This window comes from Pseudomonas sp. AC169 (genome assembly GCF_979258515.1).
The window spans coordinates 3,192,071-3,218,310 of sequence record NZ_OZ409866.1 but is presented as its reverse complement, the minus strand read 5'-3'; the positions used below and the strand labels follow the sequence as shown (position 1 = coordinate 3,218,310).

Sequence of the window (26,240 nt, the reverse complement as noted above, 5' to 3'; positions counted from 1 at the left end):
CCCCATCATTTAATTGGATTCCAATGCCAAAGCGGCACACCAGGCCTCGCCACGCGAGCCCTGGGATAAAATTTTCAGCGAACGCCCGCTGTCTTGCGGGCTAATGGTAATGGTCAGGTCAGGCTTTGGCAAAAAGCCTGCACCTTTATCGGGCCATTCGATCAGGCACATCGCATCGTCTTCGAAGTAGTCGCGGATGCCGAGAAACTCCAGTTCTTCCGGGTCGACCAAGCGATACAGGTCAAAGTGGAAGGCGCGGATGTCACCGATTTCGTAAGGTTCGACCAAGGTGAAGGTCGGACTTTTTACCGCGCCAACATGACCCAAACCACGAATGATGCCCCGCGACAGGGTGGTTTTGCCCATGCCCAGGTTGCCTTCGAGAAAAATCAGCCCGTGGCCCTGGGTCACGCGGGCGATCCGTGCGCCAAAGTCGCTCATGGCCTGTTCATCGGCCAGGTACAGGGTTACTTCAGACACGGTGCTTGCTCCTCCAACAACTGACGAATGACTGGAATCAGATCACTGGCCGCCAGCCCACGGCCGAATTTTCCTTGTTGCAGACCGGCATTGGCGTGCAGCCAGACCGCCAGGCAGGCGGCGTCGAAACCGTCCATTCCTTGTGCCAGCAGCGCGCCGGTCAAACCGGCGAGCACGTCGCCGAGTCCGGCAGTGGCCATGGCCGGATGGCCCTGATGACACAACGCCAGACGTCCGTCGGGGTGCGCGATCAGGCTGCCAGCACCTTTCAACACAACTACTGCTGTATATTTTTTGCTCAGCGCCAGCGCCGCCGCCGGACGGTCCGACTGCACCTCGGCGGTGCTGATCCCCAGCAAACGCGCCGCTTCGCCCGGATGCGGGGTGATCACGCAATCCTTGGGCAACTCGACCAGACCATTGGCCAACAGGTTCAAAGCGTCGGCGTCCCATACTTGCGGCAATGCAGCATTGGCTGCCGCCGACAACAGCGCCCGCCCCCAACTGGCCTGCCCCAACCCCGGACCGACCACCAACACCGAGACTTTCTCCAGCAAGCCCATCAATTGATTGGCCGACGACGCGCCGAGCGCCATGGCTTCCGGCACACGGGTCAGGGCCGCTGGCACATGTTCGGGACGAGTCGCCAGCGAAACCATGCCCGCGCCACTGCGCAGGGCCGTTTCAGTGCTGAGCAAAATCGCTCCGCCAAATCCGTGATCGCCACCGATCAGCAACACGTGGCCGAAACGGCCCTTGTGCGAAGTCGGTGCACGCGCCGCCAATCCCGGAAGATTAGCCGTGTTGAGCCGTCGGGCGATGACTGGAATGTCACGATAGATGTCGGCGCTGGCCTGCAAATCGTTAAATACCAATTGGCCGACATGATCCGCCGCGTCCCCGGTGAACAAGCCGAGCTTCAGACCGATAAAGGTCACCGTCAGATCGGCTTGCACGGCGACACCCAGCACATGTCCGGTGTCGGCACACAGTCCGGAAGGGATATCGACGGCTGTCACCGGCAAACCGCTGGCGATGATGGCTTTGATCGCCGACACGTAAGGCTCGCGCACATTCCCGCTCAGCCCCGTGCCGAGCAATGCATCGAGAATGACGCCGCGCAATTCGCTTTCAGCCTGCCAGCCCTGCACCGCAACACCTTCAGCCAACGCCTCGGCATGGGCCTGCGCGGCATCGCCCTGCAAACGCTGCGGATCGCCGACCGCCAACACCCGCACCGACCACCCGGCCCGCTGCGCCATGGCTGCGACCAGATAACCGTCACCGGCATTGTTGCCATGCCCGGCCAGCACCGTCAGTTCAGTCGCCGACGGCCATTGCCGCACCAACGCTCGCCAGGTCGCATGGGCCGCCCGCTGCATCAATTCGAGGCCCGGCGTGCCAGCGGCAATCAGCCGTGCATCGAGTTCACGCACCTGTGCGGCGCCATACAGCGCGTCGGGTAATTCATCTTTCGTGTGCGGCATGCGTCTTCGGGCTCCGATGTCTGGCAGAATTATACGCACCTCAGCACCGGTTTCTCTCGCCTCATGTCCGCCATCACCACAGACCTGCCCACTCTCGCCCAATCGATCAAGGATTGGGGCCGCGAGCTGGGCTTTCAGCAAGTCGGCATCAGCGGTCTGGATCTGGCCGAGCATGAGCAGCACCTCGCGCGCTGGCTCGAGGCCGGTTACCACGGCGAAATGGACTACATGGGCGCCCATGGCAGCAAACGCTCGCACCCGGAAGAGCTGGTGCCGGGCACGTTGCGCGTGGTTTCGCTGCGTATGGACTACCTGCCCGGCGACACACAAATGGCGCAAATGCTCGCGCAACCGGAAAAAGCCTACGTCTCGCGTTATGCCTTGGGCCGCGATTACCACAAATTGATCCGTAAACGCGTGCAGCAATTGGCCGACAAGATTCAGTCCGAGATCGGCCCGTTCGGTTTCCGTGCATTTGTCGACAGCGCCCCGGTGCTGGAAAAAGCCATCGCCGAACAGGCCGGACTGGGCTGGATCGGCAAAAACACGCTGGTACTCAATCGCAAGGCCGGCAGTTATTTCTTCTTGAGCGAACTGTTCGTCGATCTGCCGCTGCCGGTAGATGAACCGCACAGCAGCGAACATTGCGGCCGTTGCACTGCGTGTCTGGATATCTGCCCGACCAACGCCTTCGTCGGCCCGTATGTGCTGGACGCGCGGCGCTGCATTTCCTATCTGACCATCGAACTGAAAAGCGCCATCCCTGAAGACCTGCGTCCGTTGATCGGAAATCGCGTGTTCGGCTGTGATGACTGCCAGATCGTCTGCCCGTGGAACCGCTTCGCCAAGCCTTCCGGAGAAAGCGATTTCAAGCCACGGCACAACCTGGACAATGCTGAACTGGCCGAGCTGTTTTTGTGGGACGAAGAGAAATTTTTAAGTAGCACTGAAGGTTCGCCGTTGCGGCGAGCCGGGTATGAGCGCTGGTTGAGGAATCTGGCGGTGGGATTGGGCAATGCGCCCTCAACGATTCCGGTGCTGGAAGCGCTGAAGGCGCGACGGGATTATCCGTCAGAGTTGGTTAGAGAGCATGTGGAGTGGGCGCTGGAACGGCACTCCAGACCTTCAACCCCGTAAAGGGCAGGCAAAGTGCTCAAGCCGCTTACTCGCGCATTGTTTTCATACGTCTAGCCGATTTCAGTATTGCGTTGGTCTCCCCGTCGGACCAATGGCCGCCCGCCTGGATGACTTTGCAAACTCTCTGTTTAGTGTCCTCTAGAAGGTAAATACGCTCCCCACGTCCTCCATGGCTCGAAAAAAACACATGCGATACTGTTCTTCCATCGCCCGCGGGTCCGAACTCCTCGTATTTCATGGCGAGTTCCACCGCTGCTTGTCTGGGGGACTTATTGCTTTCCACGCTTCTATAGAAATCTTCAGCCATTTCCTCCCTGGCTTTAGTCGAGATTAAGTTTTCCTTGGCTTTGTGCAATTGCCAAGGCTCTTGCACCACTTCCTCCACGGGAGCATTGGCTTTTTTGGCCGCAGCCTTGGCGCCTTTTCCACCCTTCTTCAAATATTGTCCTGCCTTGCCTGCCCCCTTGCCACTGAGCCCCTGGCTAAAGGCTGAAGCCATCTTCCTGCCAGCATTCACAGCCGCTTTTGCACCCGCCGCCAACCCTGCACCGAGCGAAGCCAGCCCAAGACCGAAACTGATCCAGCCTAATATCTCGCCTGCTTGAGAACCCGGTTCAAGCCCGTCGGCCACCTCGCTGGCAATACCCGCCAAGCCTGAAGTCACTGCCAGTCCCAACGCCGCCGCGGCCCATGGCGTCGCCGCGCCCATAGTCAGCACGCTGGCAACAACCCCGAAGATACTGAGCCCGATACCCAGGATCGATTGCCAAGAGATATGACCGGTAGGGTCGACACGATTGACAGGATCGCCCAAGCAATAACTGTAGGCATTCAATCCGCCCGCGCCGAACGGACTCATGCTGTCGGGGGCGAGAAAACGCATCAGTGTCGGACTATAGGCTCTGTAACCGTTACCCAGCAGATACAGCCCTGTTACCGGATCCAACTGCTCGCCGTTGAACCCCGCCAGACTGAACAAACCACCTTCAGCCGGACGATGCCCGTAAGGGCTGTAGGCGCAATCGGTGAGCTGCTCCTTACCCAGCATTGCCAGCACACTTTGCTGCTGATCGGTGCCAAACAGTTGCGCGCCAGCGTTCAAACCGAGTTGCTGTTGCCCCACAAGCGCGCCACCGTGACGCACAACACTGGATGAATTTTCCCCACTCACCTCATTGGCGACCCGGCCTGCATAGTAGTAACGCTGCGTAGTTATCTTGTCAGGTTGCGACAGTTCAACCAGATCGTCGAAACCGTCGTAATGGTAGCCACGAATGACTGATTCCCCTGCGCCGGATAATTGCTCCAGACGTCCGAACGCGTCATATGCCAGAGTTCGCGCCTGATCGTCCTTGATCATCCTGCCGTTGGCGTCGTACTCCAGCGTCACTGCCGGTGGATAGTCGACATGGGAATGTTTGACTGCGCTGAGCTGGGCAGGATCAGGATTGTCATAACTGAAGGTGGTCAGATTCACACCCAGCGGGAACTTCGTCTGCACGGTAAGAATGTTGTCCAGCGCATCGAAGGTGAACGTCTGCTGGACAATTTCCTTGCCATACGGATCGCGGGTTTTTTGGGTGCCAGCGCAGTCGTACTGGATCAGACGCCCGCGCACGTCGTAGGTGAATTGTTCATCGCGCAATAGCTGCGTGCCACGCCTGGAGACTTTCTGCGCCAGTTTGCCAGCAAGGGTATAAGTCGATTCCAGCGTCTGGTCAGGCTGCCCCTGAATCTCGAATGTACGACGGGTTTCACGACCGATATCGTCATAGGCAAACCGCGTGATCATTTGACGCTTGATCGACGTTTCTTCGGTTTTCGTCCAGTCCAGCATCCCCGTCTGGATGTTGTAGTGGAACTCGGTTTTCAGCGTGCCCTGCGAGGTGGATAGCAGGCGGCCATGCTGATCGTATTCGGATCTGCTTTCGGCTCCGAGTACATCGACATGGGTGATCGGTCGCCCATGCAAGGACCAGGTACTGGACGTTGCTTTCGTGATAGAGCCGAAGGTCGTCGTTTCGGATTTGAGGCGCCCGGAGGGGTAATAGGTGAAATTGCGTTCCCTGCCGTTTTCGGTACAGGTCAGGGGATTGCCACTGACGGGGTCGTAAGTCATGGTCGTGAGCAATGCACCGGCCTTGCGCTCCGTCAGCAACCCGCCCAGCTCGCGCAAATAAGTGAATTCGGTTTTTTTGCCATCAGCACTCTTGTACCACTGCGGCTGAGTGAACCCCGCTTCGTAACCCGCCTCGGACTTTCGTCCGCCCACGGTGCTTTGTATCAAACGCCCCAAACCATCATAAGTTTGCTGCCCCAACACTTTGTCACCGACCTTGATCCCGATCGGTAGCCCTTCATCGCTATGCTCGGCGTAGTCGGTCACGACCACACTGGTGTCAGGCAGGACAGTGCGGATCATCCGGTCAAAAACGTCGTACTCATAACGCGTGGTATTGCCGACAGGATCTGTCGCGCTGGTTGTGCGCCCGTACCCGTCATAGGTATAAACGCTTTTGCCCAGACTCTTGTTGTTCAGATTGAAGCTCTCGACACTGAGCGGTTTACCGAACTCATTGATGAGGGTGAGTGTCTTGCCCATCCCCTGGAGCCAATGGGTTTGCTGGCGCAGAACCGGATCCGCCTCGCTGTGTTCGATACGCCCATCGGCATGCAGCGTTTTGCTGACCTGGCCCCAGGAATCGAATTCGTAGCGGGTGCTGACCGAAAAAGGCTTGCCATCACGCCAATCGGCCAGCGTCACTTCCACCTTGTGACCGACCGAATCATGCTGGGCAGAATAAAGGGTACGAGTCGGGATGAGCCCGTCCTCATCTGGATGGTCGCAGTCCTTTTCCTGAACGGTGATCACCCGCTCCAGGCCGTCATAGCTCACTCGTTGCTCGCCGCCGGTGGGGTCGGTGGTCACCCTCGTAGCCGGTTGCTTTCGGCTCGCGGCCAGATAGGACCATTTGGTGGAGGCGGCGTAGGGGGTGCCGGAAGCGACCGTTTTGCACACTGCCCGGCCGATCGCATCGTATTCATGCTCGATGCGCTCGCCATCGACAGCGACCTCTGACACCGGTAATCCGGTTAGCGTCGAAAGCACTTTCTCAGTGGTCTGTAGCGCGCCGTCAAATCCGCGTGTACTGGATTTGACCCGCAACCTGTCACCCTCAAGTTCATAGGAAAATCCGGTAGAGGTTTTTTTATCATTCAGGAGGATGCTTTGCTCTTTCGTGGCCCCGTGCTTGAGTGGGTCCTTGGGCGTATTCAGGTAACTGCGTTCGGTTTTCGAGCGTAATACTTCAATGCCCTCCACGACTTCGAAAAAGCGCTCCTCAACCGGTAACACCGATGCCAGCTCCACACCTTCCAACGCAGTATGCAGGGCATAGTCGTAATACGTGACAGTCGCCCCCCCACCCGACGCAGCAGCGGTAACTGTCTTCTTTTTCGGGAACCTGGAGAAACCCAGCGGATCCTCTGGGCAATTAACGCCACCACTTTCCGGGTAATACTCCGTCGAAGTCATCACCCCGCTTGGCTCAACGTGCTTGAGCAAGTTACCTGCGCCATCGAACTCGGTGACGGTGGTTTCCACACGCTGCTGTTGGGTGCGCCGATCAAGGTGAGTAACCGTCTGGACTTTCGGCAGGCGGAACTGAGCCACCTGATCATTGAAGGGCTTGGTGACGGAACAGTGATACTCCGTGGCGGTAGAGATCCGGGCGTCGCCACAGGTAGTAACCTCAGCCACCAACAGATGGAACTTGTTGTAGGTGCGTTTAATGTGGGTATGTACTTTGCCATTTACCAACAACTGCTCGTCCGAGCTGTAGACATAGTGACCGGGCGCCAGATAGAGAGGATCCAGATCACTGTCTTTGGACGGAAGGAGGCCCTGCCCAAGGAAGTTATGGTCGGAGTACGTGTATACCTTGCAAAGCCTGGGTTGGCCGAAGCCGGGATAAATATCGTGAGCGATGACAAACGGCAATGTCTGTTCCACGCCATTGACGAACTGATGACCTTGCCGTTTGTAGCGAATGATTTCCACGCCGCGTAATGGATTTACGACGCGATGCAAATAGCTCGCCTCATCAATGACTTCATATTCGAGTTCCCACCCTTTACCGACCGGAAGTTCGATTGCCGTTACTCGAGCGTTTTTCAAGATCAACTTGTAGTCGACGCTGGCCGAGGTTTCGGGATGCCGGGTCAATGTGACCTGACCCGCATTGCGTGTAATTTTCAGCAGGCATCGTTTAGCGTCAAGGACTTCGCTCAATCTGGGAAACTGGTTGAACAACTCGTGCTTCAACGCAATGCTCACACCGTTCGCCGCGATTATTTTTTCCGCTACCGCCACCTGAGTGCCAGCCAGGACTTTTAGCAATTCGCGCCGACCATCCTTGTATCGAACTTCATAACGCCCTGCCCCGGTCACCAAAACCTTTGCCGTCTGCAGCTTCATTTCCTTGAACTTCAGACCGGCGGACGTTTCGACAGCCTTGTAGCGCTCACCGTTGGACAATGTCATGACTTTGCTGCGCAAGTCGTAATTTGTCAGGGTCAGTGCCCAGCCAATACCGAAACCGACATCTGCCTGATTGAGCGGATTAAAACCCAGTGAAAGTGCGAACTCAGGGCCATTGAGATCCGACGAATGCAACTTTCCCAACGAAAAGGAACACGTATACATACCCGTACGCGGATCGACGCCTCCGGAAACAAACTCACCAAAGTTGAAAGCGTTTGATTGAACAGCGGCAGATAAATCACTACCCATTGAAAAACGTCCTTTTATTTCAAGACTCAGATATTGGCAAATTAACTCACCAACGAAAACTTGCTGGCTACATAATAAAATCAGACAAGCTGTTTCATTGACCGCCTCGATTCATCCAGAATAAAAGCAAGCCGTTCTTTATCACCATCGATACAAAGCCTGTGTTCCGAGCCGAACTCATCGATCACGGCAAACTCGAATGCGCTATCATTTTCCCGCGCCGCCTGCGGATCAGCGGAAACATACTGAACCAGCGTCAACTTTCCAGGCGCTTTGTTGATAGGTACGGTGACGTAGCTATGGGGACTGTGAAATGTTGCCTGCAGACCATATATCGGCGCCATATACCCATAAAAAACTTTGCGACTACCTTGTCTACCGGGAATATTACCGGACACGTAAACCCGCACCGCATCTTCGGAATCATAAGGATCAAGTTTCACCTCACTGCTGTACCAGTCAAGAAGGTGAATCTGCCTGCCGTCCGCGCGCAGACCAATATGATAGTGCTGAACCCATTCATATAGGCCCCTATCCTGTTTCTCATCATATTTGCTCAACGAAAAGCTGCTCAGCGAATACTCTTTCGGCGGAATCGCCTCCAGCGTAACACTGCTGTCGAAACCAATTCCGTTGCTTCGCAATACGACGCCGTTTATGGAAATCTCGGCGGCCACTTCCATGATTCCAGGCCTGGAAGCCGAAACCCAGAACTGAAAAATCTGTACCGGATCAGAGTCATCGCTTATCCGGTTGTGCGTGGTACGTGGGACTTCTGTCAGCCGCGTTGCCCCACCCGACATTTCGTGAGCATAACGGTTCTCCTGAAGCGATACACTCCAGTCTCCCTCCAGAGGCCGCGCGCCGTTATAGGCGATCAACCGCAGTGATTGCAACGCAGGGTGTCCATGCAGTGAAGCGCCGTCGCCATTGTTATCGATCCCGTGCAGCAGCACTAACACACGCACCTGCATACGACCGTTGGCATAAAGTACTTTATGCTGGCCAGACCTTGTAGCGTCGAGCTTCACCTCGATACGGGAAATACCAATTTGATCATCAAACATTTAAAAACACCTTGCTGATTAATAGATTTCGCCCTTTAAGGACTCAGCAAAGTATTGAAGATCGATTTAAATAAAAACAGCAGCGACATCAGACAAATTGTGAAGAGGCAACATTTTAAAACCTCCTTCAACAACCCACACAAATACCAATATATTCAGCAACCCCAGATTTGATGAAACGCAACTTGCCAACACTCTTCTCGCGCCGCTGATTCCAACACTCAATGATCTTTCTCCCCTCTCGACGCAAATTATAGATAATCAAAAGGGGAGCCGTCTGGCAGTCAATTCATGTCAGATCATGTGAGAAAAACAAAGAAGCCGTTACTTCCATCAACATTCAGTCACTTTCTGAACCTGTCGAGAACCCGCTCTCAGAGGACTCACTATCGGAGTCAGATTCTGAAACTGCATCCTCCGTCTGGATTTCTATCTTCCGATCCATACTTGAATTTTTAAGATACTGACTGATCCGTTGCCTTGAGGCGTCACTCAGCGGATTATTCAATAAACCCACGAACAGATCCTGTGTATCCGGAATTTCGAACAGTTCATACCCCACGTCGGAAATATTATTATCATGCAACGCCACGACACCCAGTTTCCTGAGCGTATCTATGCCTGAAGGAACGCTGAAAAGATTGGCGTTGTTCAGCATCAATCCGGTTAAACCTGCCATGTAGCCTACATGTGGGGCAACTGTCAGAGGATTGTTTGCCAGATTCAATCTGGTAAGTGTTTCCATTCTGGACAATCCTTCAACTGTGACTTCGGATAGTTTTAGCGAGCACCCGTCCAGCGTAAGCTCACTTAACTGGCGCATTTGAAATATTCCTGACGCGAACTCTTCCATTTTTATGCCAAAAATCCCCAAACATTGAATATTGGGAAAGCTGTCAAGAAACGCGCCTAACCGTGCACCCGGTTCATTTGCGGTTAATATCAAGTCTGTTACATACTCAAATCGGGTGGACAACCTTGGTAACTCACCCGAAAAATCTACATAGTGAGAAAACTGATATTCTCCCTCTTCCCACTTCGAAACCGACTTTCGCTGCCAGATATCCTGCAACTTTGCGCTGAACTGCTCGCGAGCCTGGCGTCGTTCGGTAAGTGTCGGCGCGCCTTCCGGTTCCGACCTCTGCGCATGAGGCAACTCGTCATCGACAGTCCATATCGCCAGTTCATCACGCAACGTCGCAAGCTCCGTTTCCAGGCAAAATAAAACGCCTGATGGATCATTCTTCAAGCGCTCATTGATAAATGCCGTCACGTCCTTATCTGTAAGCTGCGGGTAAAGATCACGCACGCGTTCTACGACGGACTTTTTCGCTGCCGGCTGATTGTCGCCACCACCACGCAACTGGCCCGCCTGCCTGTATTGCGCGGTGGCAGGATCGACGGTCACCGGAAGCGGCGCCAGCCCCAGCAACCCGCTCACAGTTTGGCGTGGCGGCAACGGCTGTGCACGGATCAACTGTTGCAGTGCCGAACCACCACCTTCTGTTACACCCAGCAAATGACGATGCCTGGGCAACAACAGAAGCCAGAGAGTTGAATACAGATCTTTCGATCCTTGAGTTAATTGAGTGTCGCTGCTCTGAATGACATAGCCATCATCCTGACGAATCAATACGTGACGATCCGGCGACCGGGCATCGCCGATAGCCGCAAAGACCTCTGCGTCAATCGCGCCAAGGCGAATCTCGATACGAATCTGCTGCGGCCAATTCACCAGATCCCCGATCATATGCAGCACTAACCGATCAATGTCCGGATTGGCTACGGCCTCTAAGTGAATGCCTTCCACAGCCCTTGCCAGGCGAATGTCTCGCAGTGCCACCAGTGCCTCTTTCGCCACTCGCTGAGGCATGCCTGGCTGGTTGTGCATATGCAAACGCTCGGCAGCGCTGGTATTGCGCCATATCGCCAGCGCAGCCGTTTTCGGTAGATCTGGAAATACCCGGCGCATCCGCAAGGTGTTTTCATCGCAATCGGATTCAAATGCATCGTCCAGATCCTTGAACCGCTTAAAATGATCAGGTACCCCCCCGCGTCCTTGCGCCTGAATTTTCTGATCAAGTTCGAACCGCCTGATGGTGTCCTCCAGTAAAAAAGGCACAGGGCGATCATTGATGAGCACATCGTGCAGCACTGATTCATTGACCCCGCTCACTGCCAGCATGCGGTGCACCGTGGCGTCGGAAAACTGCGCCACGGAACGGCCCATCCGGCGAAAAAGTTGTGCGGTCTGTACTGATATTGAATCAGTGAAAGTTGCGAAATCGCCGTCCAGCGGGACCCAGAACCGGCCCTCGCTGTCCCGCTTCATGAGCGGGCCGGAGGGGTCGAGCTCACTGGCCAGAGTGGCCCGAAACAGGCCACTTTCGGCGTCCGCGACCACTTGCACGATATGGTCATCGGCTACGGCGACATACTGACGCTGCTTCACAATCCGGATGCCCTGTGCATCGGCCTCGCCGAGGCCTTTGGGTGTGGGTATCCAGTAATCGGCCAGAGCCGACTCTGTGGCATGCATCGCGAATTCAGCGATCGTGGATGACCTCGGACTTACGCTCACCCTGATCGCTGGCGTCAATACGACAGAGTCAGACCCGAAAGAAGGATTCAAGGGTTCCTGGCGATGCGGTTTGGGCGGTTGCTGCATTGCGGAAGCGGGGGACGGTGGGCGATGAATTCCCTCTAAGTTGAAATCGGTTTTTTTTGTCGGGTCAGGTACAGGTTTGACCTTAGGCGGCTTGCCAGTCATGAATACTCATCCTTGAGATGTACTAGTGTTGGCCCCGCATAATTCAAGGGCCAACACTCGATAAGTAAAAGCACTTTAGGGGCGATTACCTGATGATTGAACACCGCAGCTTATCGATAGTCGCCACGCCAAAAAGCATAGATATCTACTACATCCACCGACATTGCATCAGTGAAGGTGAGACTCAGCCTCGTTCCAGATATAAATTACGTTCATAAAAGTCCACGCGAATCGCCAGCTTATGCTCCGTACCGTGTTCATCAATAGCGAGAAAATATAGTTTTCTACCGTACTTATATTTTTCATGTCGCGTCGAGTATTCGGAAAGGCCTTGCACGACAGTCAGCTCCCCGTCACTCTGAATCCTTACATCATAATGATCCTGAGACCATGTATGAGCGTCAGAAAAAAAAGCGAATACAAAAGGATCACCTCTACTCGGCAAGGTCACAGTCAGCGTGCCTCTTGCGGGGCGAACAAGCGTGACTTCCATATAATTGGTTTTTGATTCATTAAGCCTGTTACCCCCTGCAAAGTTATAGTCAGCGCCTTCTTCTATTCCCTCTGCAACCCAATCGACGAGTTTAATCTGCTGTCCCCCTGGATAGAGTCCAAGGCGATAGCTGAAGATGCGATTGCCGGGGGCCTCATTACCGCGCCGGGTTTGATACCAGCGAAACTCCGTCAGGCTATACGCCGAAGGTGGTTGTGCTTCGACGGTTACACTGCTGTCATGAACGCTGGACAGCGTGGTGCCATTACTGAGAATCCTCTCACCGTTCAGAGACAGGCGCGCGGCAATCTGGGTCGTTCCGGCGCTCGATGAGGACACCCAGAACGTGCGAATCTGAGGATGGATGCTGTCATTTTCCGGATCACCGTCTTGAACCTCTCCAGCAGCGGATGAAGAACGCGCCTCAATGGTAAACCGCCCCTGCTCCAGGCTCGCGGCCCAGCCGTCGCGCAACGTCCTGCCCGTGCTGTAATGAATCAGTTCGATGCTTTCCATAACATTTGCCGGTACGTGCATAGCATTACCGTCGGCATCTACCCCGGAAACCAGAACTTGAACTTTCACCTGCATCCGGCCATTGGCGAACAGCGATTTACTGCGTGCACTGTCGCCGGCATCAAACTTGACCTTGATACTGCCAAGGCCTGCAAGAATCGGCGGACTGGTTTGCTGATCGGTTGTAGCATCCATGCTTTCGCTCATGATTTATCCCTTTGAAAAGTCATATTTAAATATTGGCATCGGAATATGCCAACAAAAAAACTACATACCTTTCAAATAAACAGCAAAGCGAAAAATGTAAGAAACATACACTTGCAAGCTACAGCAGTTCACAGGGTTTTTATCAGGCAAACCAACATGTCCCTGCGCCGAGGGTCAATGCTCGTCGTTATAAACGAATTTTGGCATTTCCCAATGAAAACGGATCGCCAGCAGACGTAACAAAAAACCGCCGAACAGGGTTATCAGAATAGCTTGCTCACTCGGCACATTCAGATAAAGACAGAGCATGTAGCACCATGCAGCTGCAAACGAAACGCTCGCATAAAGTTCGCGGCGAAAAATCAGAGGAATGTCGTTGCAGAAAATATCGCGAAGAATGCCGCCGAATACCCCGGTAATCACGCCGCTCACCGAAGCCACCAACATGCCGTGGCCCATTTCCAGCGCGGTCATGCAGCCGATCAGGGTGAATGCCACCAGACCGACGGCGTCAAGTACCAGAAACAGCGAGCGCAAGTGGCGCATCCAGCGTGCGGTGAACACCGTGAACATCGCTGCGACCGAGGTCAGCACCAGGTATTCCGGATGTTTGACCCAGGTCAGCGGATAGTGCCCGAGCAGCACGTCGCGCACCGAGCCACCGCCCAAGGCTGTTACGCAGGCGATCAACACCACGCCAAACCAATCCATGCCTCGCCGTCCGGCAGACAGCGCGCCCGTCATGGCTTCAGCGGTAATGGCGATCAGATAGAGCATCAGCAACATGGTGGCAATCCTGGCAGTGAGGCGCGCAGTTTAGCCACTACGCGCCGGCACCAACAATAAAAGTCTCAGCCTCGTTCAAGCCTGAAGCTTCGCTCTTTAAAGTTAGTGCGGATAGCCAGCTCATGTTTAGTGCCAAATTGATCCAGAGCGGTGAAGCGGAATATTTCCGACCTGTCGACGGGTGGTTGATTTCGTGCTGCCGGGGACAGTGCCTGGACAACAGTCAGTTCTCCGATGCGGTCGTTGACTTTAACCCTATAGTCCTTTTCATGGTAAATCATCCTGACGGCCTCCGGCACCACACCGGAGGCCTCGACAAACGGTAACGACATGTTAAACGTGTACAGGTCCGGATGGATCAGAACGCCTGCCTGAAACGCTGCATTCCATCCATCGACTTTATTACCGAAGGCAAATACAACGCTGTCATCAGAATCCTCAACAATCCAGTCCACCAACTTTACTTGTTGTGCATGGGGATACAAGCCGAGATAGTATTTGTAGACACGCTGATTTTTAAAGCCGCCGTCATACCAGACATTCTCCCACCGGAATTGCTCAATCGCGTAGGTTACCGGCAGGATGGCCTCAATGCTGATACTGCTGTCATGCCTGCTCGACAGAGTTGTTCCATTACTGCGGATGACTTCGTTATCAAATTTTATGGAAGCACCGATCTGGATGGTTTCAACGTTTTCGCTGGATACCCAGAACGTTCGTACCCGGCGCTGACTGGAAAGATCCTCGTCTCCATCATCCTCATCCTCCACAACCGTGGCGGAGTGCGCTACCGCCAGGGTGAAACGGCCCTGCTCCGTGCTGGCTCGCCAACCATTGCGCAAGATTTTGCCGCTATCGTAGTGAATAAGACGAATACTCTCCATGACCTCGTCGGAAACAGTAACGACATCACCATTGCGATCCAGACCAGTAACTACAACTTGGACCTTGACCTGCATACGCCCGTTTGCGTATAGCACTTTGTTTCGACTGGATGCACCCGCGTCAAACTTTACGGCAAGGCTACCGATACTTTCTGCCACGCCAGCCTCATGGGATTGATCCTGTGACGCATTAAGCCTCTCACTCATTAACTTCTTCCTTGATAGAGATAAACCCGAACCTTTCTAAAATTCGAAGTATGGAGCGACAGTAATAACATGCACCCAGAAAAACCTCTCACGCAAAAGTGTAAGAATAAAATAGTTATTCGAGATTCTAATTCGGAAAGGAATCACACTTGAATCAAGCTGCCAAAGCATTGCCTTATCCAGCATCGACAATATATGCACACTATCAAACACAGACTGGCGTGTCCGTTCGAAACATGAGACAAAGGCACAACACCTAACATCAGACGGATGCAACAGTGAAGTTAGCATCACTTTATTTCGAAAAGTTATCGGGAGGTTATTGCACTGGTGTCGCACAAGATGCAGCGGTCAGGGTAAATGCCGCCACATCATTTCGCACTGGCACGACGGAGCGTTTGCCGCACGTTTCAATTGAGGAACTGCCGGGGGCTGTGATCTTTTAATATTTGTGAATGCACAACAAGCGCAAAAAGATCGCAGTCTGCGGCAGCTCCTGCACAAACCACATCAGAACTTGATGAAATGTTTGCGGTAGTGCTGCAGTTCGGCGATCGATTCGCGGATATCGTCCAGCGCCAGGTGCGTGCTGCCCTTTTTGAAGCTGTCGCGCACGTCCGGTGCCCAGCGCGCGGCCAGTTCCTTGAGCGTGGAAACGTCGAGGTTGCGATAGTGGAAGTAGCTTTCCAGCGCCTTCATGTGCGTATAAAGGAAGCGGCGGTCCTGGCAGATGCTATTGCCGCAGATCGGCGACTTGCCCTTCGGCACCCATTTTTCCAGGAAAGCGATGGTTTCGGCCTCGGCTTCGGCCATGCTGATGCGGCTGTCGCGCACACGTTGGGTCAGGCCGGAGTTGCCGTGGGTGCGGGTGTTCCACTCGTCCATGCGCGCGAGCACTTCGTCGCTGTGATGGATGGCGATCACCGGGCCTTCGGCCAGGGTGTTGAGATCGCTATCGGTGACGATGGTGGCCATCTCGATGATGACGTCGTTTTCCGGATCCAGACCGGTCATTTCCAGGTCGATCCAGATCAGGTTCTGCGGGTTTGGCATATTTCGGCTCCTAGGCAATGCTGCGCAGTTTAGCCTAGGCCGGTGGCCGGGCGTGCTAAACTCGCGGCCGTTTTACCTAATCGCTGCATTCTTCAGACGGAACACCCATGGCCAAACGCCAACTCAATCGTCGTCAAAACTGGCGCATCGAAAAGATTCAGGGCGAGCGCGCTGCCCGCGCCGCCAAACGCGAGTCCTCGGCGGTCGAAGCCCTTGAGGGCGGCGACCTGGGCCCGGAACAAACCGGCCTGGTGATCGCCCACTTCGGTGTGCAGGTCGAGGTCGAAGCGGTTGACGGTGATCAGGCCGGCCAAGTGTTCCGCTGCCACTTGCGCGCCAACCTGCCTGCGCTGGTGACCGGCGACACAGTCGTCTGGCGTGCCGGCAATCAGGGCATCGGGGTGATCGTCGCGCAACTGCCGCGCACCACCGAATTGTGCCGCCCTGACAGCCGTGGCCAGCTCAAACCGGTAGCGGCCAACGTTGACATGATCGTCATCGTCTTCGCGCCGCTGCCCGAGCCCCACGCCAACCTGATCGACCGCTATCTGGTCGCTGCCGAACACGCAGGCATCCGCCCGCTGCTGCTGTTGAACAAGTTCGACCTGATCGACGAGCAGAACGCCCCGGCGCTCAATGCGCTGCTGGCGGTTTACCGCACGCTGGGTTATCCGGTGCTGGAAGTGTCGGCGCACCACGGCAATGGTATGGAGCAACTGCAACAGCAACTCGACGGGCGCATCAGCGTGTTCGTCGGCCAGTCCGGTGTCGGCAAATCGTCGCTGGTCAACAGCCTGTTGCCTGAGGTGGAGACCCGTGTCGGGCCGTTGTCCGAGCTGTCCGGTCAGGGCACACACACGACGACCACCGCGCGCCTGTTCCACTTCCCTGGCGGCGGCGAACTCATCGACTCCCCGGGTATTCGCGAATTTGGCCTCGGCCATGTCAGCCGCGCCGACGTCGAAGCCGGTTTCATCGAGTTCGACGACCTGCTCGGCACCTGCCGCTTCCGCGACTGCAAGCACGACCGCGAACCGGGTTGCGCGTTGCTCAAGGCACTGGAAGATGGCCGCATCCAGCAGCAGCGGATGAACAGCTACCGCTCGATCATCGCCAGTTTGCCGGAAAACGGCTATTAACTAGCCAGACACAAAAAAGCCGCGATCGTCTCGCGGCTTTTTTTTGCCTCAAACGCTAGCCGGCGGTTTTGGCACAACCACTTTTGGCTCAGGCTTGCGAAACGCATACAGATGCTGATGCACAATCCCGCCAGGCAGCTCCTTGCCAAAAACGCCATAACGTACCGGCCATTCTTTGGGCGGCAATTTGAACGTGCCGAACAGCATGTCCACCAGCGGCGTGTGGATCGCATAGTTTTTGTAGATGTAATCCTTGTGCCGGGCGTGGTGCCAATGGTGGTAGCGCGGCAGCACGATCAGGTAGTTCAGCCAGCCACCGTTGATCCGCACGTTGGCGTGGGCCAGTACTGCTTGAACACCGACCAGAATCACATAGGCATTCAACGCTTGCGGCGCGAAGCCCAGCAGCATCAACGGCACCAGCACACCGGTGCGGGTCAGCAGGATTTCAATGAAATGCACGCGCGAACCGGCGAGCCAGTCCATGTGGGTGCTGGAGTGATGCACCGCGTGGATGCGCCACAGAAATGGCACCACGTGATAGAGACGGTGCAGCCAGTACTGGCCGAGATCGGCAACCAGAATCGCCAATAGAAACTGCACAACGAGCGGCAGGCTTTGCACACTCGCCTGCAAGCCGGGCGACACCGCCCAACCGGCGATATAGCTGGAGGACGCGGTGATGAAGATCAGGATGAATTGCACCAGCATGTGGCTGACGAAAAAGTAGGTCAGGTCGGTGCGCCAGTGCGGGCGCAGGATGTTTTGCTCAGGGTCTTTGGAATAGAGCTTTTCCAAGGGAATGAACACGATCGCCGACACCAGCAGCGCCAGGACAAACCAGTCCAGACCCAGCGTGTAAGGGGTCTGCCCGATCGAGCTGACCTGGACATTGGTACCCCCGAGAAACACCGCGAGGCCTGATGCCACCAACCCGGTAATCCCCAGACGTTTGCGTTTGTTGAGCAGGATATTCAGGGTGCCGAGGCTGAACGACAGCACCAGACCGAGCAACAGCGTGGTGCGCGCGAACTGCTCGTCATAGACCTTGCGCAGTTCGGCGGTGGTCAGCCACTCGGGGAACAGGAAGCAGAACACCGCCAACAGGCTCAGCAGCCCGAGGGTGGCCGAAATATAGCCACTGACCCGTCCCTCGCCAAACTTGAAGGGTGCGTTGCCGTGCCGCTGAAAATAGGCTTTGAGTCTTTCCATTACTGATCTTCCGTGATTGCGAAAACTGCGACTGGTGATTGCGACGCAGGCAGAAACAAAAAAGCCACGGTGACCGTGGCTTTTTGTGAATCACTGCTTAGGCGCGGGGGCCGGTGCAGTGGTGGGTGGCGCCGCTGGCGCCGCACTCCCCGGCTCCGTCGGTTTCGGCGCCGCGTCATCAAACAGGTTCAACCGTTCACGCAACTCATGCGCCGGCACCGGTTGCTGATCCGCCGGCAGCGCGTTCGGATCAACTGGTGTCGCCGGGGCGTTGCCGTTCTGACTCTGATCCGCCGGTTTAGCCGCGTCGGCACCTTGCGCACCTTCGATGGCCGCTTGGGCTTTCTTCGTCAGTACGACAATATCGATACGCCGGTTGACCGGGTTGAACGGGTTTTCCTTGTCGAACAGCGCCGAAGAGGCATAACCCACCACCCGCGCGACTTGCGCATCCGGATAGCTGCCGGCGATCAACGCACGGCGAGCCGCGTTGGCGCGGTTGGCCGACAGCTCCCAGTTACCGAAATCGCCAGTGCCGGTGTACGGCTTGGCGTCAGTGTGGCCGCTGATGCTGATCTTGTTCGGCACCGCTTTGATGGTGTCGGCCATGGCCAGCAGGATGTCTTCGAAGTACGGTTTCAAGCGTGCAGAACCGGAGTCGAACATCGGCCGGTTTTCCGCGTCCATGATCTGGATGCGCAAGCCGTTAGGGGTGATCTCGAAGAGGATCTGGTCCTTGAACTTCTGCAACTGCGGGTTCTCGTCGACCTTGTTCTGCAGTTCTTGCAGAAGCAGTTCCAGACGTTCCTTCTCGACCTGCTCGGCCATGCCTTCAACCTGTTCGGTATCGACCGTGACCTTGTCCGGTTGCGGCTGCGATTTCACTTCCGGGTTGAGGGTGTTTTCCGGCGCCAGGGTCGGCGTGCCGCCCAGGTCGATGATGTACGGCGTGCCGCTTTCGGAGAAGCCGACCGGATCCTTGAAGTAACCGGCGATGGCGATCTTCTGCTCCGGTGTCGCGGTGGACAGCAGCCACAACACCAGGAAGAACGCCATCATCGCCGTGGCGAAGTCGGCGAAGGCGATTTTCCACGCCCCGCCGTGATGCCCGCCGGCTATGCGCTTGACGCGCTTGATGATAATCGGCTGATTATTTTCCATGGCTTAGCGACCGCGAACGGCTTGTTCCAGCTCGGCAAAGCTTGGACGGTGGGCCGGGTACAAAACCTTGCGACCGAACTCGACCGCCAGCGATGGCGGCATGCCGGAAGCCGAAGCCACCAGCGAAGCTTTGATGGCTTCGTAGACGTTCAGCTCTTCCTTGGCATCGTGGGCCAGGGAATGCGCCAACGGGCCGAAGAAACCGTACGCCGCGAGAATACCGAAGAAGGTACCGACCAGTGCCGCACCGACGTGCAGACCGATGGACTTCTGATCGCCTTCACCCAGGGAAGCCATGGTCACCACGATGCCGAGTACCGCCGCGACGATACCGAAACCGGGCATGGCGTCGGCGATGCCGTTCACCGCGTGGGACGGATGTTCGAGGTCTTCTTTGAGGCTGTACAGCTCCATGTCGAACAAGCCTTCGAGCTCGTGCGGGGCCATGTTGCCGGACGACATGATGCGCAGGTAATCGCAGATGAACGCGGTCATGCGTTCGTCTTTGAGCACTGCCGGGTACTTGGCGAAGATCGGGCTCGCAGCGGCATCTTCGATGTCGCCTTCAATGGCCATCATGCCTTCGCGGCGGCTCTTGTTGAGGATCTCGTAGATCAGGCCCAACACTTCCAGATAAAACGTGTGGCTGAAGCGCGAACTGAACATGCTCAGGGATTTCTTGAGCACGTGCATCGTCATGTAGCCGGGGTTGGCCTGCAGGAATGCACCGAGTGCAGCACCACCGATGATCAACACCTCGAAGGGCTGGATCAGGGCGGCAATCTTGCCGTGGGAGAGCACGTATCCGCCGAGCACGCTCGCGAATACGACGATGATGCCGATAATTTTAGCCATAGGTAGAAAGTACTTATTTAAGTCGGGTTCAAGGTCATATTCGGAAGTTAAAAAATCTCTTCTTCTACTTATCGGCAAAACTGCGCCAGACTATAGCCAGTTCAGGCGAAAAGCCAATTTAGCCCATGCCGGGCGCGTCTACAGTCAGTGAAGATCCCGTCCAGACATGGCTAATGAAACGAACGTCCCACACGCAAAACCGACCACCCTCGACGGCTGGGTAAAGTTGCTCGATGGCGTCCGGCTGCCCGTGCCGCAAGAGTCTCACGACAAGGTATGTCGGGCGATTCGCGACAATCGCAGCTCGTTGCGCGACATCGCCGACTTGATGCAAGACAGCCCGGCGCTGGCCTTGAGCATCATCCGTGAGGCGAATCGTCACACCCACGGCACCATGGCCGCTCCAGCGGAAAATCTCGAGGTGGCGATCAACCGTCTCGGCCTGGCGCGGACCGAAGAATTGCTCGCGCGCCTGCCAGTCGAACCGCAGATGCAGATTCCCAAGGCCCTGCGCCAGTTGCAGATGATCAGCCAGCACGCGACGCAACAGGCCAATGGTTTTTTCGCCAGTCGCCTGGCGCGGCTGTGGCAGGACATTCATTGGGGCAGCCTGCTGTTTCTGTCGCCGTTATGGCCATTGGCGCTGACCTATCCGCAATTGCTCGAAGAGTGGGAACTGCGGGTTATCCACAAGGGCGAATCGGCGCGAACGGTCGAAAAGCAATTGTTCGGCGTGCGCCTGCTGAAAATCGCCGAAGCGCTGGTCGAGGCCTGGCACCTGCCGATCTGGGTGCAGCAGGGCTATAAACTGCTGCTCAGTGAACAGCGCGAACTGGTGAAAGTGTTGCGCATCGCCCGCGACAGCGAACACCCGCTGCGCCAGCAGAATCGCCTCGACGACGATCCGACGCTGCGCCGCTGGCTCAACCAGCCGGCCAATACCGTACTGCTGGCCAATGGTCTGGCGCTGTCGGCGCAACAGGCCTGGGACAGTCCGCACAGCGAGCGTTGGCAGTACCTGACCAGCCTTTATCTGCAAATTTCCATGGACGAGGTGCAACAACAGTTGCACCAGCAAGCCGCCAACAGCGCGCGTCAGCATGCGATGGCCGATTTGTGGCACCCAGCGGTTTCACTGCTGTGGCCGTGGGGCACGCGTCGTTTGCCGGCCGGCATGTTGCCCGCCGCCGCGCCCTCCGCTGAAGACCTGGGCCAATGGCGCAAACAATGCGCCGAATTGCTCGCAGAACCGAGTCGCTTCACCAATGCGATGAGCCTGACCGTCGCCGCGCGCGATGCCTTGGCCGCCAGCGGCATGCGCCGGGTGATGATCCTGATGGCCGACCGCACGCAATCCAGTCTGCGCGTGCAGCAAACCTATGGTTTGCCGAAAGAAGCGGCGGCGCTGAATTTTGTCGTCAGCCAGAGCAAGGTCCTGCAACGGCTGCTTGCGCAACAGGCGCAGGTGCGGATCAATCCCGAGAACAACGCCCAGTTCTCCGCCCTGCTGCCCGCGAGCCTGCGCACGCTGTTTCGCGGCGAACATCTGTTCCTGCGCTCGCTGGTCAACAATGGCCGGGTGATCATGATCGTCGTCGCCGATCAGGGCGGCGGGCCGTTCGCCGACATCACCGTGCAAGCCTTTGGCAAAACCGCGCAGTGCATCGAAAAAGCCCTGCACAGCTTTAGCAGCCGTGGCCGATGAGGCTGCGCTACAATCCTCCCCTTTGTGCTCTGGAGACCTCACATGTCTGACTTCTCTGGCTTGCCGCTCGTCATCGAACCGAGCGACTTGCTTCCTCGGCTGGAGGCCAGCAACCTGGTTCTGGTGGACCTGACCAGTCCTGCCCGTTATGCCGAAGGTCATTTGCCCGGCGCACGCTTTGTCGACCCGAAACGCACCCAGCTCGGCCAGCCGCCGGCACCGGGCCTGCTGCCGGCGAAAGCCGATCTGGAAGCGCTGTTCGGTGAACTGGGCCATCGCAAAGATGCGGTCTACGTGGTCTATGACGACGAAGGTGGCGGCTGGGCCGGACGTTTCATCTGGCTGCTCGACGTGATCGGTCACGACAAATATCACTACGTCGACGGCGGTCTGCCGGCGTGGCTGGCGGATGGCATGCCGATGTCGATCCAGGTTCCGCCGGCAGTGGGCGGCCCGGTGTCGCTGACCCTGCACGATGAGCCGACCGCCACGCGCGAATACCTGCAAAGCCGTCTCGGCGCCGCCGATCTGGCAATCTGGGATGCGCGCGGGCCGCTGGAATATTCCGGCGAGAAAGTGCTGGCCGCCAAGGCCGGGCACATTCCCGGCGCGGTCAACTTCGAATGGACGGCGGGCATGGACAAGGCGCGTCAGCTACGCATTCGCACGGACATGCCGCAGATCCTCGAAGACCTCGGGATCACCAAGGACAAAGAAATCATTACCCACTGCCAGACCCATCACCGGTCGGGCTTCACTTATCTGGTGGCCAAGTCCCTCGGTTATCCGCGGGTCAAGGGCTACGCCGGTTCCTGGGGCGAATGGGGCAACCACCCTGATACGCCTGTCGAGATTCAAGGTTCTAAGGACAACTAATGAAAGAGCGTCTGTTTATCCTCAGCCAGTACCTGCTGCCGCATCACCTGCTGTCGCGCCTGGCCGGCTGCGTTGCCGAGTGCCGCGTGCGCTGGTTCAAAAATGCCTTCACCCAATGGTTCGCCAAGCGTTATCAGGTGGACATGTCGCAAGCGCTGGTCGAAGACCTGACTGCTTACGAGCACTTCAATGCCTTCTTCACCCGCGCCCTGAAAGACGGCGCGCGTCCGCTGGACGAGACTCCGGGCGCGATCCTCAGCCCGGCTGATGGTGCAGTCAGCCAACTCGGCCCGATCGAACACGGTCGCGTGTTCCAGGCCAAGGGCCACAGCTTCAGCGTACTGGAACTGCTTGGCGGTGACGCGGCCAACGCGGCGCCGTTCATGGGCGGTGACTTCGCCACCATTTACCTGTCGCCGAAGGACTACCACCGCGTGCACATGCCGCTGGCCGGCACCCTGCGCGAGATGGTCTACATCCCGGGCCGGATCTTCTCGGTGAATCAGACCACCGCTGAAAACGTCCCGGAACTGTTCGCCCGCAACGAGCGTGTAGCGTGCATCTTCGACACCGAGCGCGGCCCGATGGCCGTAGTGCTGGTCGGCGCGATGATCGTCGCTTCGATCGAAACCGTATGGGCCGGCCTGGTCACCCCGCCGAAGCGCGAGCTGAAAACCTTCCGCTACGACGAAGCTGCGCGTGCGCCGATTCACTTGGAAAAAGGCGCTGAACTGGGCCGCTTCAAGCTGGGTTCGACCGCGATCGTGCTGTTCGGGCCGGATCAGGTGAAGTGGGCTGAAGAACTGCTCGCGGGTTCGCCTGTGCAGATGGGTCAGGGCCTGGCGCTGCCAAAAGCCTGAACATGATGTGAGCCACTGATCCGCCCGTTCGCACGTCTGCGAAAGGGCGGATACGACTCGGTGGTGCCGCTACTCTATCTGCCCACGGAAGCCGATCGGGCCTTCGTTGACATAGGTATTGGTGCCACTGAGGTTTTTCCCTCCGTCACTGGACGTGACGCTCAACGCGATAACGTTCTGATTGTCCCGGCCGCCAATCACCCACTTGCCGCCCGGATGCCATGGGGCATCATTGCCACCCCACTGATTCTCGACGTTGTACTGGTTCTGACCGGTGCGTTGCGCTTTGAAGCCAATGGGACCTTCCCCGGCATAGGTCATAGTGCCGGTGAACGTTTTACCGTCATCGTGCGACTTAATCTCGATAGCGACGACATTCTGGTTGTCCCGCCCGCCGAGTTCCCAGGTTCCACCCGGATGCCACGGCGCCGAACTGCCACCCCATTGATTTGCCACTGCATAGTTAGACATGAACCTCATCTCCTTGAAGTTTCGGGAGACCTGCCCGAGGTTGACGGCAGGCCGTGCAACCGTGCGTTTCCGATCGCACGCCAGAGAGACTAGTCGGGCTTAAGGAATGGCATCCGGCCAGCAGACCAGCGGTCAAAAAGCCTGACGCTACCCAGCGAAACAGACCACAGCTGCTAGAGTTTTGGGCATTGCCCCTTTCGCCGCCGGAGCCCGTCAAGGCATGAGTGAGTCTCGTCACCAACCCTCTCTGAGCGCCCCGCCCCCAACGCAAACGCGCCTGTCGTTTTGCGAAGCCACCCCGCGTGACCTCAAGCGCTGGATCGCCGGCCTGCCCAAGGCCAACATCGGCGAAACCGCCCGCCTGCTCTATCAAGGCCTGGGTGAACTCAATCAGTTGCTCACGCCCAGCGATAACCGTCTCAACCTGCTTGAACTGCTGCGGCCCGAGGTTTATTTCGTCTGCCAGCACCTGGAGCGGCACTTCCTGCATCAGGCGATCATGCTCGACGAGCGTTCGCGCAAGATCAGCAATCTGTGCCAGGCACTGCAAAGCCATCTGGCCATCGGCTACAAACAAATCGTGCTGCGAATTGCACCGAAGTACAGCAAGGATCGCGCGGCATTGGTCAGCACGGCCCTGCAACGTGCGGCCCATGCACTCAAAGGCCAACTGCTGCGCGCCACGCAGCTATATAGCTCGCCGCCGGAGCATGTGTGGTTCGAACTGCATCAGCTGTATCGCAGCGCCGTTGAACTGCAACTGCAACACCGCCGTGTCCACGACGAGTTGGCCAGCCTGACGACAGAACTGAGCCTGGAACAGACCTACATCGCCGCACTCCTGCTGGGCAGCGCCCGGTGCAATCAGTTGCGGCAGAACCAGATCGCACGGCTGGCCGAGGTGTTGGAGCCGTGGAGTGCGTTGCTCAAGCTGCATCCAGCGAGTCCAGACGCAGGCTTGCTGGCGATCAGCGCAGAACTGGATGCCGGCCCACGCTACCGCAGCATGTTTCGCAGCGAACAAAAGGCCCGACTGCTCGGTTTCGACCCGCAACCGCTGGTGAACGCCATCGCAGCACATCTGCTGCATCAGGACACTTCGACGCCGCTGCCCGTGCCGAACGGGTTGAGCTTCGATACCCTGCAACACTTGCACGCAACCTGGGGGCAAGCGGCTGAACGCAGTTTTCAGCGCACGGTTGGCCAAGGCCATCTGACCGTGTGCGTGGGCATGAGCGCCCTGCACTTCTATCTCGGCGGCGAGCGCAGTTTCAGTGAACTGCTCAAGCATCCAGGAGCGCGCTCGGCGAACTTCAGCAGTGCCGTCGCCAAAGGCGAAAGGGACAGTTGGAGCCAGGCTTTCGACGCAGCACCACAGAGCAAGGCCGATGAGTTTTTACCTTACGAGGAAATTCAGTACGACCATTTGCTCGAGGATGAAAACGCAACGGACAGCACGCCGCATTACCCGACCTATGCCCTGCCGGTGATCAATCACAGCCCTGGCGGCTACTGCCTGGCATGGCCAAATGAGGTGCCTGCCGAACTGCAGGCCGGGGAAATGCTCGGGATACACGACAGCGTCAGTCTGGGCTGGAGCATTGCGGTGATCCGCTGGATCCGTCAGGTGCGCGGTGGCGGCACACAAATGGGCATTGAACTGGTGGCGCCACATGCACAGCCTTGTGGTTTGCAACTGGTGCGCTCGCGGGACGATCACAGCCAGTATCTGCGCGGACTCTTGTTACCGGAGATCAGTTCGATCGATTTGCCGGCGACCTTGCTGGCGCCACGCCTGCCGTTTCAGGAGGGCAGCAAGGTGCTGATCAACACCCAGGGCGAAGAACACCGTGCCGGGCTGGATCGGCGGGTGGCGAGTACACACAGTTTCAATCAGTTTGCTTATCGCTCGCTGGAAGCCGCGCAGAATGGCGGGAGCGAGGAGGATTTTGATTCGTTGTGGAAGTCGCTTTGAGTATCAGATCTTGAATCGGTGGCGCGGCCTTCGCGAGCAGGCTCGCTTCCACATTGGAATGCATTTCAAATGTGGGAGCGAGCCTGCTCGCGAGAGTCCAAGTCAGG

At 57.0% G+C, this 26,240-nt stretch carries 19 protein-coding genes; 6 read left to right on the top strand and 13 right to left on the bottom strand.

Going from position 1 to position 26,240, the window contains the following annotated elements; genetic code table 11:
• Positions 1-9 precede the first annotated feature (9 nt).
• The gene (gene tsaE, locus ACZZ0G_RS14510) at positions 10-480 is read right to left on the bottom strand and encodes a tRNA (adenosine(37)-N6)-threonylcarbamoyltransferase complex ATPase subunit type 1 TsaE (RefSeq protein WP_007915806.1); all 471 of its coding nucleotides are present in this window, start codon (positions 478-480) and stop codon (positions 10-12) included.
• Positions 468-1,967, bottom strand: coding sequence for an NAD(P)H-hydrate dehydratase (locus ACZZ0G_RS14505; protein WP_463556587.1), 1,500 nt, complete (start codon positions 1,965-1,967; stop codon positions 468-470). The genes tsaE and ACZZ0G_RS14505 overlap by 13 nt, the downstream gene beginning before the upstream one ends.
• A gap of 63 nt (positions 1,968-2,030) precedes the next feature.
• On the opposite strand from ACZZ0G_RS14505, the gene queG reads away from it, so the two are divergent.
• Positions 2,031-3,104 (top strand): tRNA epoxyqueuosine(34) reductase QueG, encoded by a 1,074-nt coding sequence (queG, locus tag ACZZ0G_RS14500; protein ID WP_463556586.1) that lies wholly within the window; start codon positions 2,031-2,033, stop codon positions 3,102-3,104.
• Between the two features lie 25 nt (positions 3,105-3,129).
• Here queG and ACZZ0G_RS14495 read toward each other — a convergent pair whose 3' ends face one another.
• From ACZZ0G_RS14495 to orn, 7 genes are all read right to left on the bottom strand, one after another.
• A complete protein-coding gene (locus ACZZ0G_RS14495; protein WP_463556584.1) occupies positions 3,130-7,896 on the bottom strand; it encodes an RHS repeat domain-containing protein in 4,767 nt (1,588 codons plus the stop codon).
• A gap of 80 nt (positions 7,897-7,976) precedes the next feature.
• A complete protein-coding gene (locus ACZZ0G_RS14490) occupies positions 7,977-8,963 on the bottom strand; it encodes a hypothetical protein (protein ID WP_463397890.1) in 987 nt (328 codons plus the stop codon).
• Between the two features lie 340 nt (positions 8,964-9,303).
• The gene (locus ACZZ0G_RS14485) at positions 9,304-11,733 is read right to left on the bottom strand and encodes a leucine-rich repeat domain-containing protein (RefSeq protein ID WP_463556583.1); all 2,430 of its coding nucleotides are present in this window, start codon (positions 11,731-11,733) and stop codon (positions 9,304-9,306) included.
• A 184-nt stretch (positions 11,734-11,917) separates the two neighbouring features.
• On the bottom strand, positions 11,918-12,949 hold the full coding sequence (locus tag ACZZ0G_RS14480) for a hypothetical protein (protein WP_463556582.1): 1,032 nt from the start codon (positions 12,947-12,949) through the stop codon (positions 11,918-11,920).
• A 174-nt stretch (positions 12,950-13,123) separates the two neighbouring features.
• A complete protein-coding gene (locus ACZZ0G_RS14475; RefSeq protein ID WP_038360340.1) occupies positions 13,124-13,735 on the bottom strand; it encodes a trimeric intracellular cation channel family protein in 612 nt (203 codons plus the stop codon).
• A 65-nt stretch (positions 13,736-13,800) separates the two neighbouring features.
• A complete protein-coding gene (locus tag ACZZ0G_RS14470) occupies positions 13,801-14,826 on the bottom strand; it encodes a hypothetical protein (RefSeq protein ID WP_463556581.1) in 1,026 nt (341 codons plus the stop codon).
• A gap of 510 nt (positions 14,827-15,336) precedes the next feature.
• Positions 15,337-15,879, bottom strand: a complete 543-nt coding sequence (gene orn / locus ACZZ0G_RS14465; protein WP_034151653.1) for an oligoribonuclease — start codon at positions 15,877-15,879, stop codon at positions 15,337-15,339.
• Positions 15,880-15,986: 107 nt separating this feature from the next.
• Here orn and rsgA point away from each other — a divergent pair, with 107 nt between their 5' ends.
• Complete coding sequence (gene rsgA / locus ACZZ0G_RS14460; RefSeq protein WP_038360332.1) at positions 15,987-17,018, top strand: small ribosomal subunit biogenesis GTPase RsgA; 1,032 nt, start codon at positions 15,987-15,989, stop codon at positions 17,016-17,018.
• A 48-nt stretch (positions 17,019-17,066) separates the two neighbouring features.
• On the opposite strand, the gene ACZZ0G_RS14455 is transcribed toward rsgA, so the two are convergent.
• The 3 genes from ACZZ0G_RS14455 to motA all read right to left on the bottom strand — a co-directional run bounded on the left by ACZZ0G_RS14455 (position 17,067) and on the right by motA (position 20,246).
• Positions 17,067-18,230 (bottom strand): sterol desaturase family protein, encoded by a 1,164-nt coding sequence (locus tag ACZZ0G_RS14455; RefSeq protein WP_463556580.1) that lies wholly within the window; start codon positions 18,228-18,230, stop codon positions 17,067-17,069.
• A 90-nt stretch (positions 18,231-18,320) separates the two neighbouring features.
• On the bottom strand, positions 18,321-19,391 hold the full coding sequence (motB, locus tag ACZZ0G_RS14450) for a flagellar motor protein MotB (RefSeq protein WP_463556579.1): 1,071 nt from the start codon (positions 19,389-19,391) through the stop codon (positions 18,321-18,323).
• Positions 19,392-19,394: 3 nt separating this feature from the next.
• A complete protein-coding gene (gene motA, locus ACZZ0G_RS14445) occupies positions 19,395-20,246 on the bottom strand; it encodes a flagellar motor stator protein MotA (protein ID WP_007915795.1) in 852 nt (283 codons plus the stop codon).
• 166 nt (positions 20,247-20,412) lie between these two features.
• On the opposite strand from motA, the gene ACZZ0G_RS14440 reads away from it, so the two are divergent.
• Genes ACZZ0G_RS14440 through asd form a run of 3 tightly spaced genes read left to right on the top strand, consistent with a single transcriptional unit; the run spans position 20,413 to position 23,687 of the window.
• Positions 20,413-21,951, top strand: a complete 1,539-nt coding sequence (locus ACZZ0G_RS14440) for an HDOD domain-containing protein (RefSeq protein WP_463556578.1) — start codon at positions 20,413-20,415, stop codon at positions 21,949-21,951.
• A gap of 42 nt (positions 21,952-21,993) precedes the next feature.
• Complete coding sequence (gene rhdA / locus ACZZ0G_RS14435) at positions 21,994-22,827, top strand: thiosulfate sulfurtransferase (RefSeq protein WP_463556577.1); 834 nt, start codon at positions 21,994-21,996, stop codon at positions 22,825-22,827.
• Positions 22,827-23,687, top strand: a complete 861-nt coding sequence (asd, locus tag ACZZ0G_RS14430) for an archaetidylserine decarboxylase (RefSeq protein WP_463556576.1) — start codon at positions 22,827-22,829, stop codon at positions 23,685-23,687. Before rhdA ends, asd begins: the two co-directional genes overlap by 1 nt.
• 69 nt (positions 23,688-23,756) lie before the next feature.
• Here the strand turns inward: asd and ACZZ0G_RS14425 are convergent, their stop codons facing one another.
• Positions 23,757-24,158: a lectin OAA family protein gene (locus tag ACZZ0G_RS14425; RefSeq protein ID WP_463556575.1), complete on the bottom strand. Its 402-nt coding sequence runs from the start codon at positions 24,156-24,158 to the stop codon at positions 23,757-23,759.
• Between the two features lie 220 nt (positions 24,159-24,378).
• Here ACZZ0G_RS14425 and ACZZ0G_RS14420 point away from each other — a divergent pair, with 220 nt between their 5' ends.
• Positions 24,379-26,133, top strand: coding sequence for a molecular chaperone (locus ACZZ0G_RS14420; protein ID WP_463556574.1), 1,755 nt, complete (start codon positions 24,379-24,381; stop codon positions 26,131-26,133).
• Positions 26,134-26,240: the final 107 nt, after the last annotated feature.

Excerpts from the sequence above, each read along its gene's own strand:
- orn (WP_034151653.1), bottom strand. The coding sequence starts at position 15,879 with ATGCCAAACCCGCAGAACCTGATCTGGATCGACCTGGAAATGACCGGT.
- ACZZ0G_RS14505 (WP_463556587.1), bottom strand. The coding sequence starts at position 1,967 with ATGCCGCACACGAAAGATGAATTACCCGACGCGCTGTATGGCGCCGCA.
- ACZZ0G_RS14495 (WP_463556584.1), bottom strand. The coding sequence starts at position 7,896 with ATGGGTAGTGATTTATCTGCCGCTGTTCAATCAAACGCTTTCAACTTT.
- ACZZ0G_RS14425 (WP_463556575.1), bottom strand. The coding sequence starts at position 24,158 with ATGTCTAACTATGCAGTGGCAAATCAATGGGGTGGCAGTTCGGCGCCG.
- ACZZ0G_RS14490 (WP_463397890.1), bottom strand. The coding sequence starts at position 8,963 with ATGTTTGATGATCAAATTGGTATTTCCCGTATCGAGGTGAAGCTCGAC.
- asd (WP_463556576.1), top strand. The coding sequence starts at position 22,827 with ATGAAAGAGCGTCTGTTTATCCTCAGCCAGTACCTGCTGCCGCATCAC.
- ACZZ0G_RS14440 (WP_463556578.1), top strand. The coding sequence starts at position 20,413 with ATGGCTAATGAAACGAACGTCCCACACGCAAAACCGACCACCCTCGAC.
- ACZZ0G_RS14470 (WP_463556581.1), bottom strand. The coding sequence starts at position 14,826 with ATGAGTGAGAGGCTTAATGCGTCACAGGATCAATCCCATGAGGCTGGC.
- rhdA (WP_463556577.1), top strand. The coding sequence starts at position 21,994 with ATGTCTGACTTCTCTGGCTTGCCGCTCGTCATCGAACCGAGCGACTTG.
- motB (WP_463556579.1), bottom strand. The coding sequence starts at position 19,391 with ATGGAAAATAATCAGCCGATTATCATCAAGCGCGTCAAGCGCATAGCC.
- motA (WP_007915795.1), bottom strand. The coding sequence starts at position 20,246 with ATGGCTAAAATTATCGGCATCATCGTCGTATTCGCGAGCGTGCTCGGC.
- ACZZ0G_RS14485 (WP_463556583.1), bottom strand. The coding sequence starts at position 11,733 with ATGACTGGCAAGCCGCCTAAGGTCAAACCTGTACCTGACCCGACAAAA.
- ACZZ0G_RS14420 (WP_463556574.1), top strand. The coding sequence starts at position 24,379 with ATGAGTGAGTCTCGTCACCAACCCTCTCTGAGCGCCCCGCCCCCAACG.
- ACZZ0G_RS14455 (WP_463556580.1), bottom strand. The coding sequence starts at position 18,230 with ATGGAAAGACTCAAAGCCTATTTTCAGCGGCACGGCAACGCACCCTTC.
- queG (WP_463556586.1), top strand. The coding sequence starts at position 2,031 with ATGTCCGCCATCACCACAGACCTGCCCACTCTCGCCCAATCGATCAAG.
- ACZZ0G_RS14475 (WP_038360340.1), bottom strand. The coding sequence starts at position 13,735 with ATGTTGCTGATGCTCTATCTGATCGCCATTACCGCTGAAGCCATGACG.
- rsgA (WP_038360332.1), top strand. The coding sequence starts at position 15,987 with ATGGCCAAACGCCAACTCAATCGTCGTCAAAACTGGCGCATCGAAAAG.
- ACZZ0G_RS14480 (WP_463556582.1), bottom strand. The coding sequence starts at position 12,949 with ATGAGCGAAAGCATGGATGCTACAACCGATCAGCAAACCAGTCCGCCG.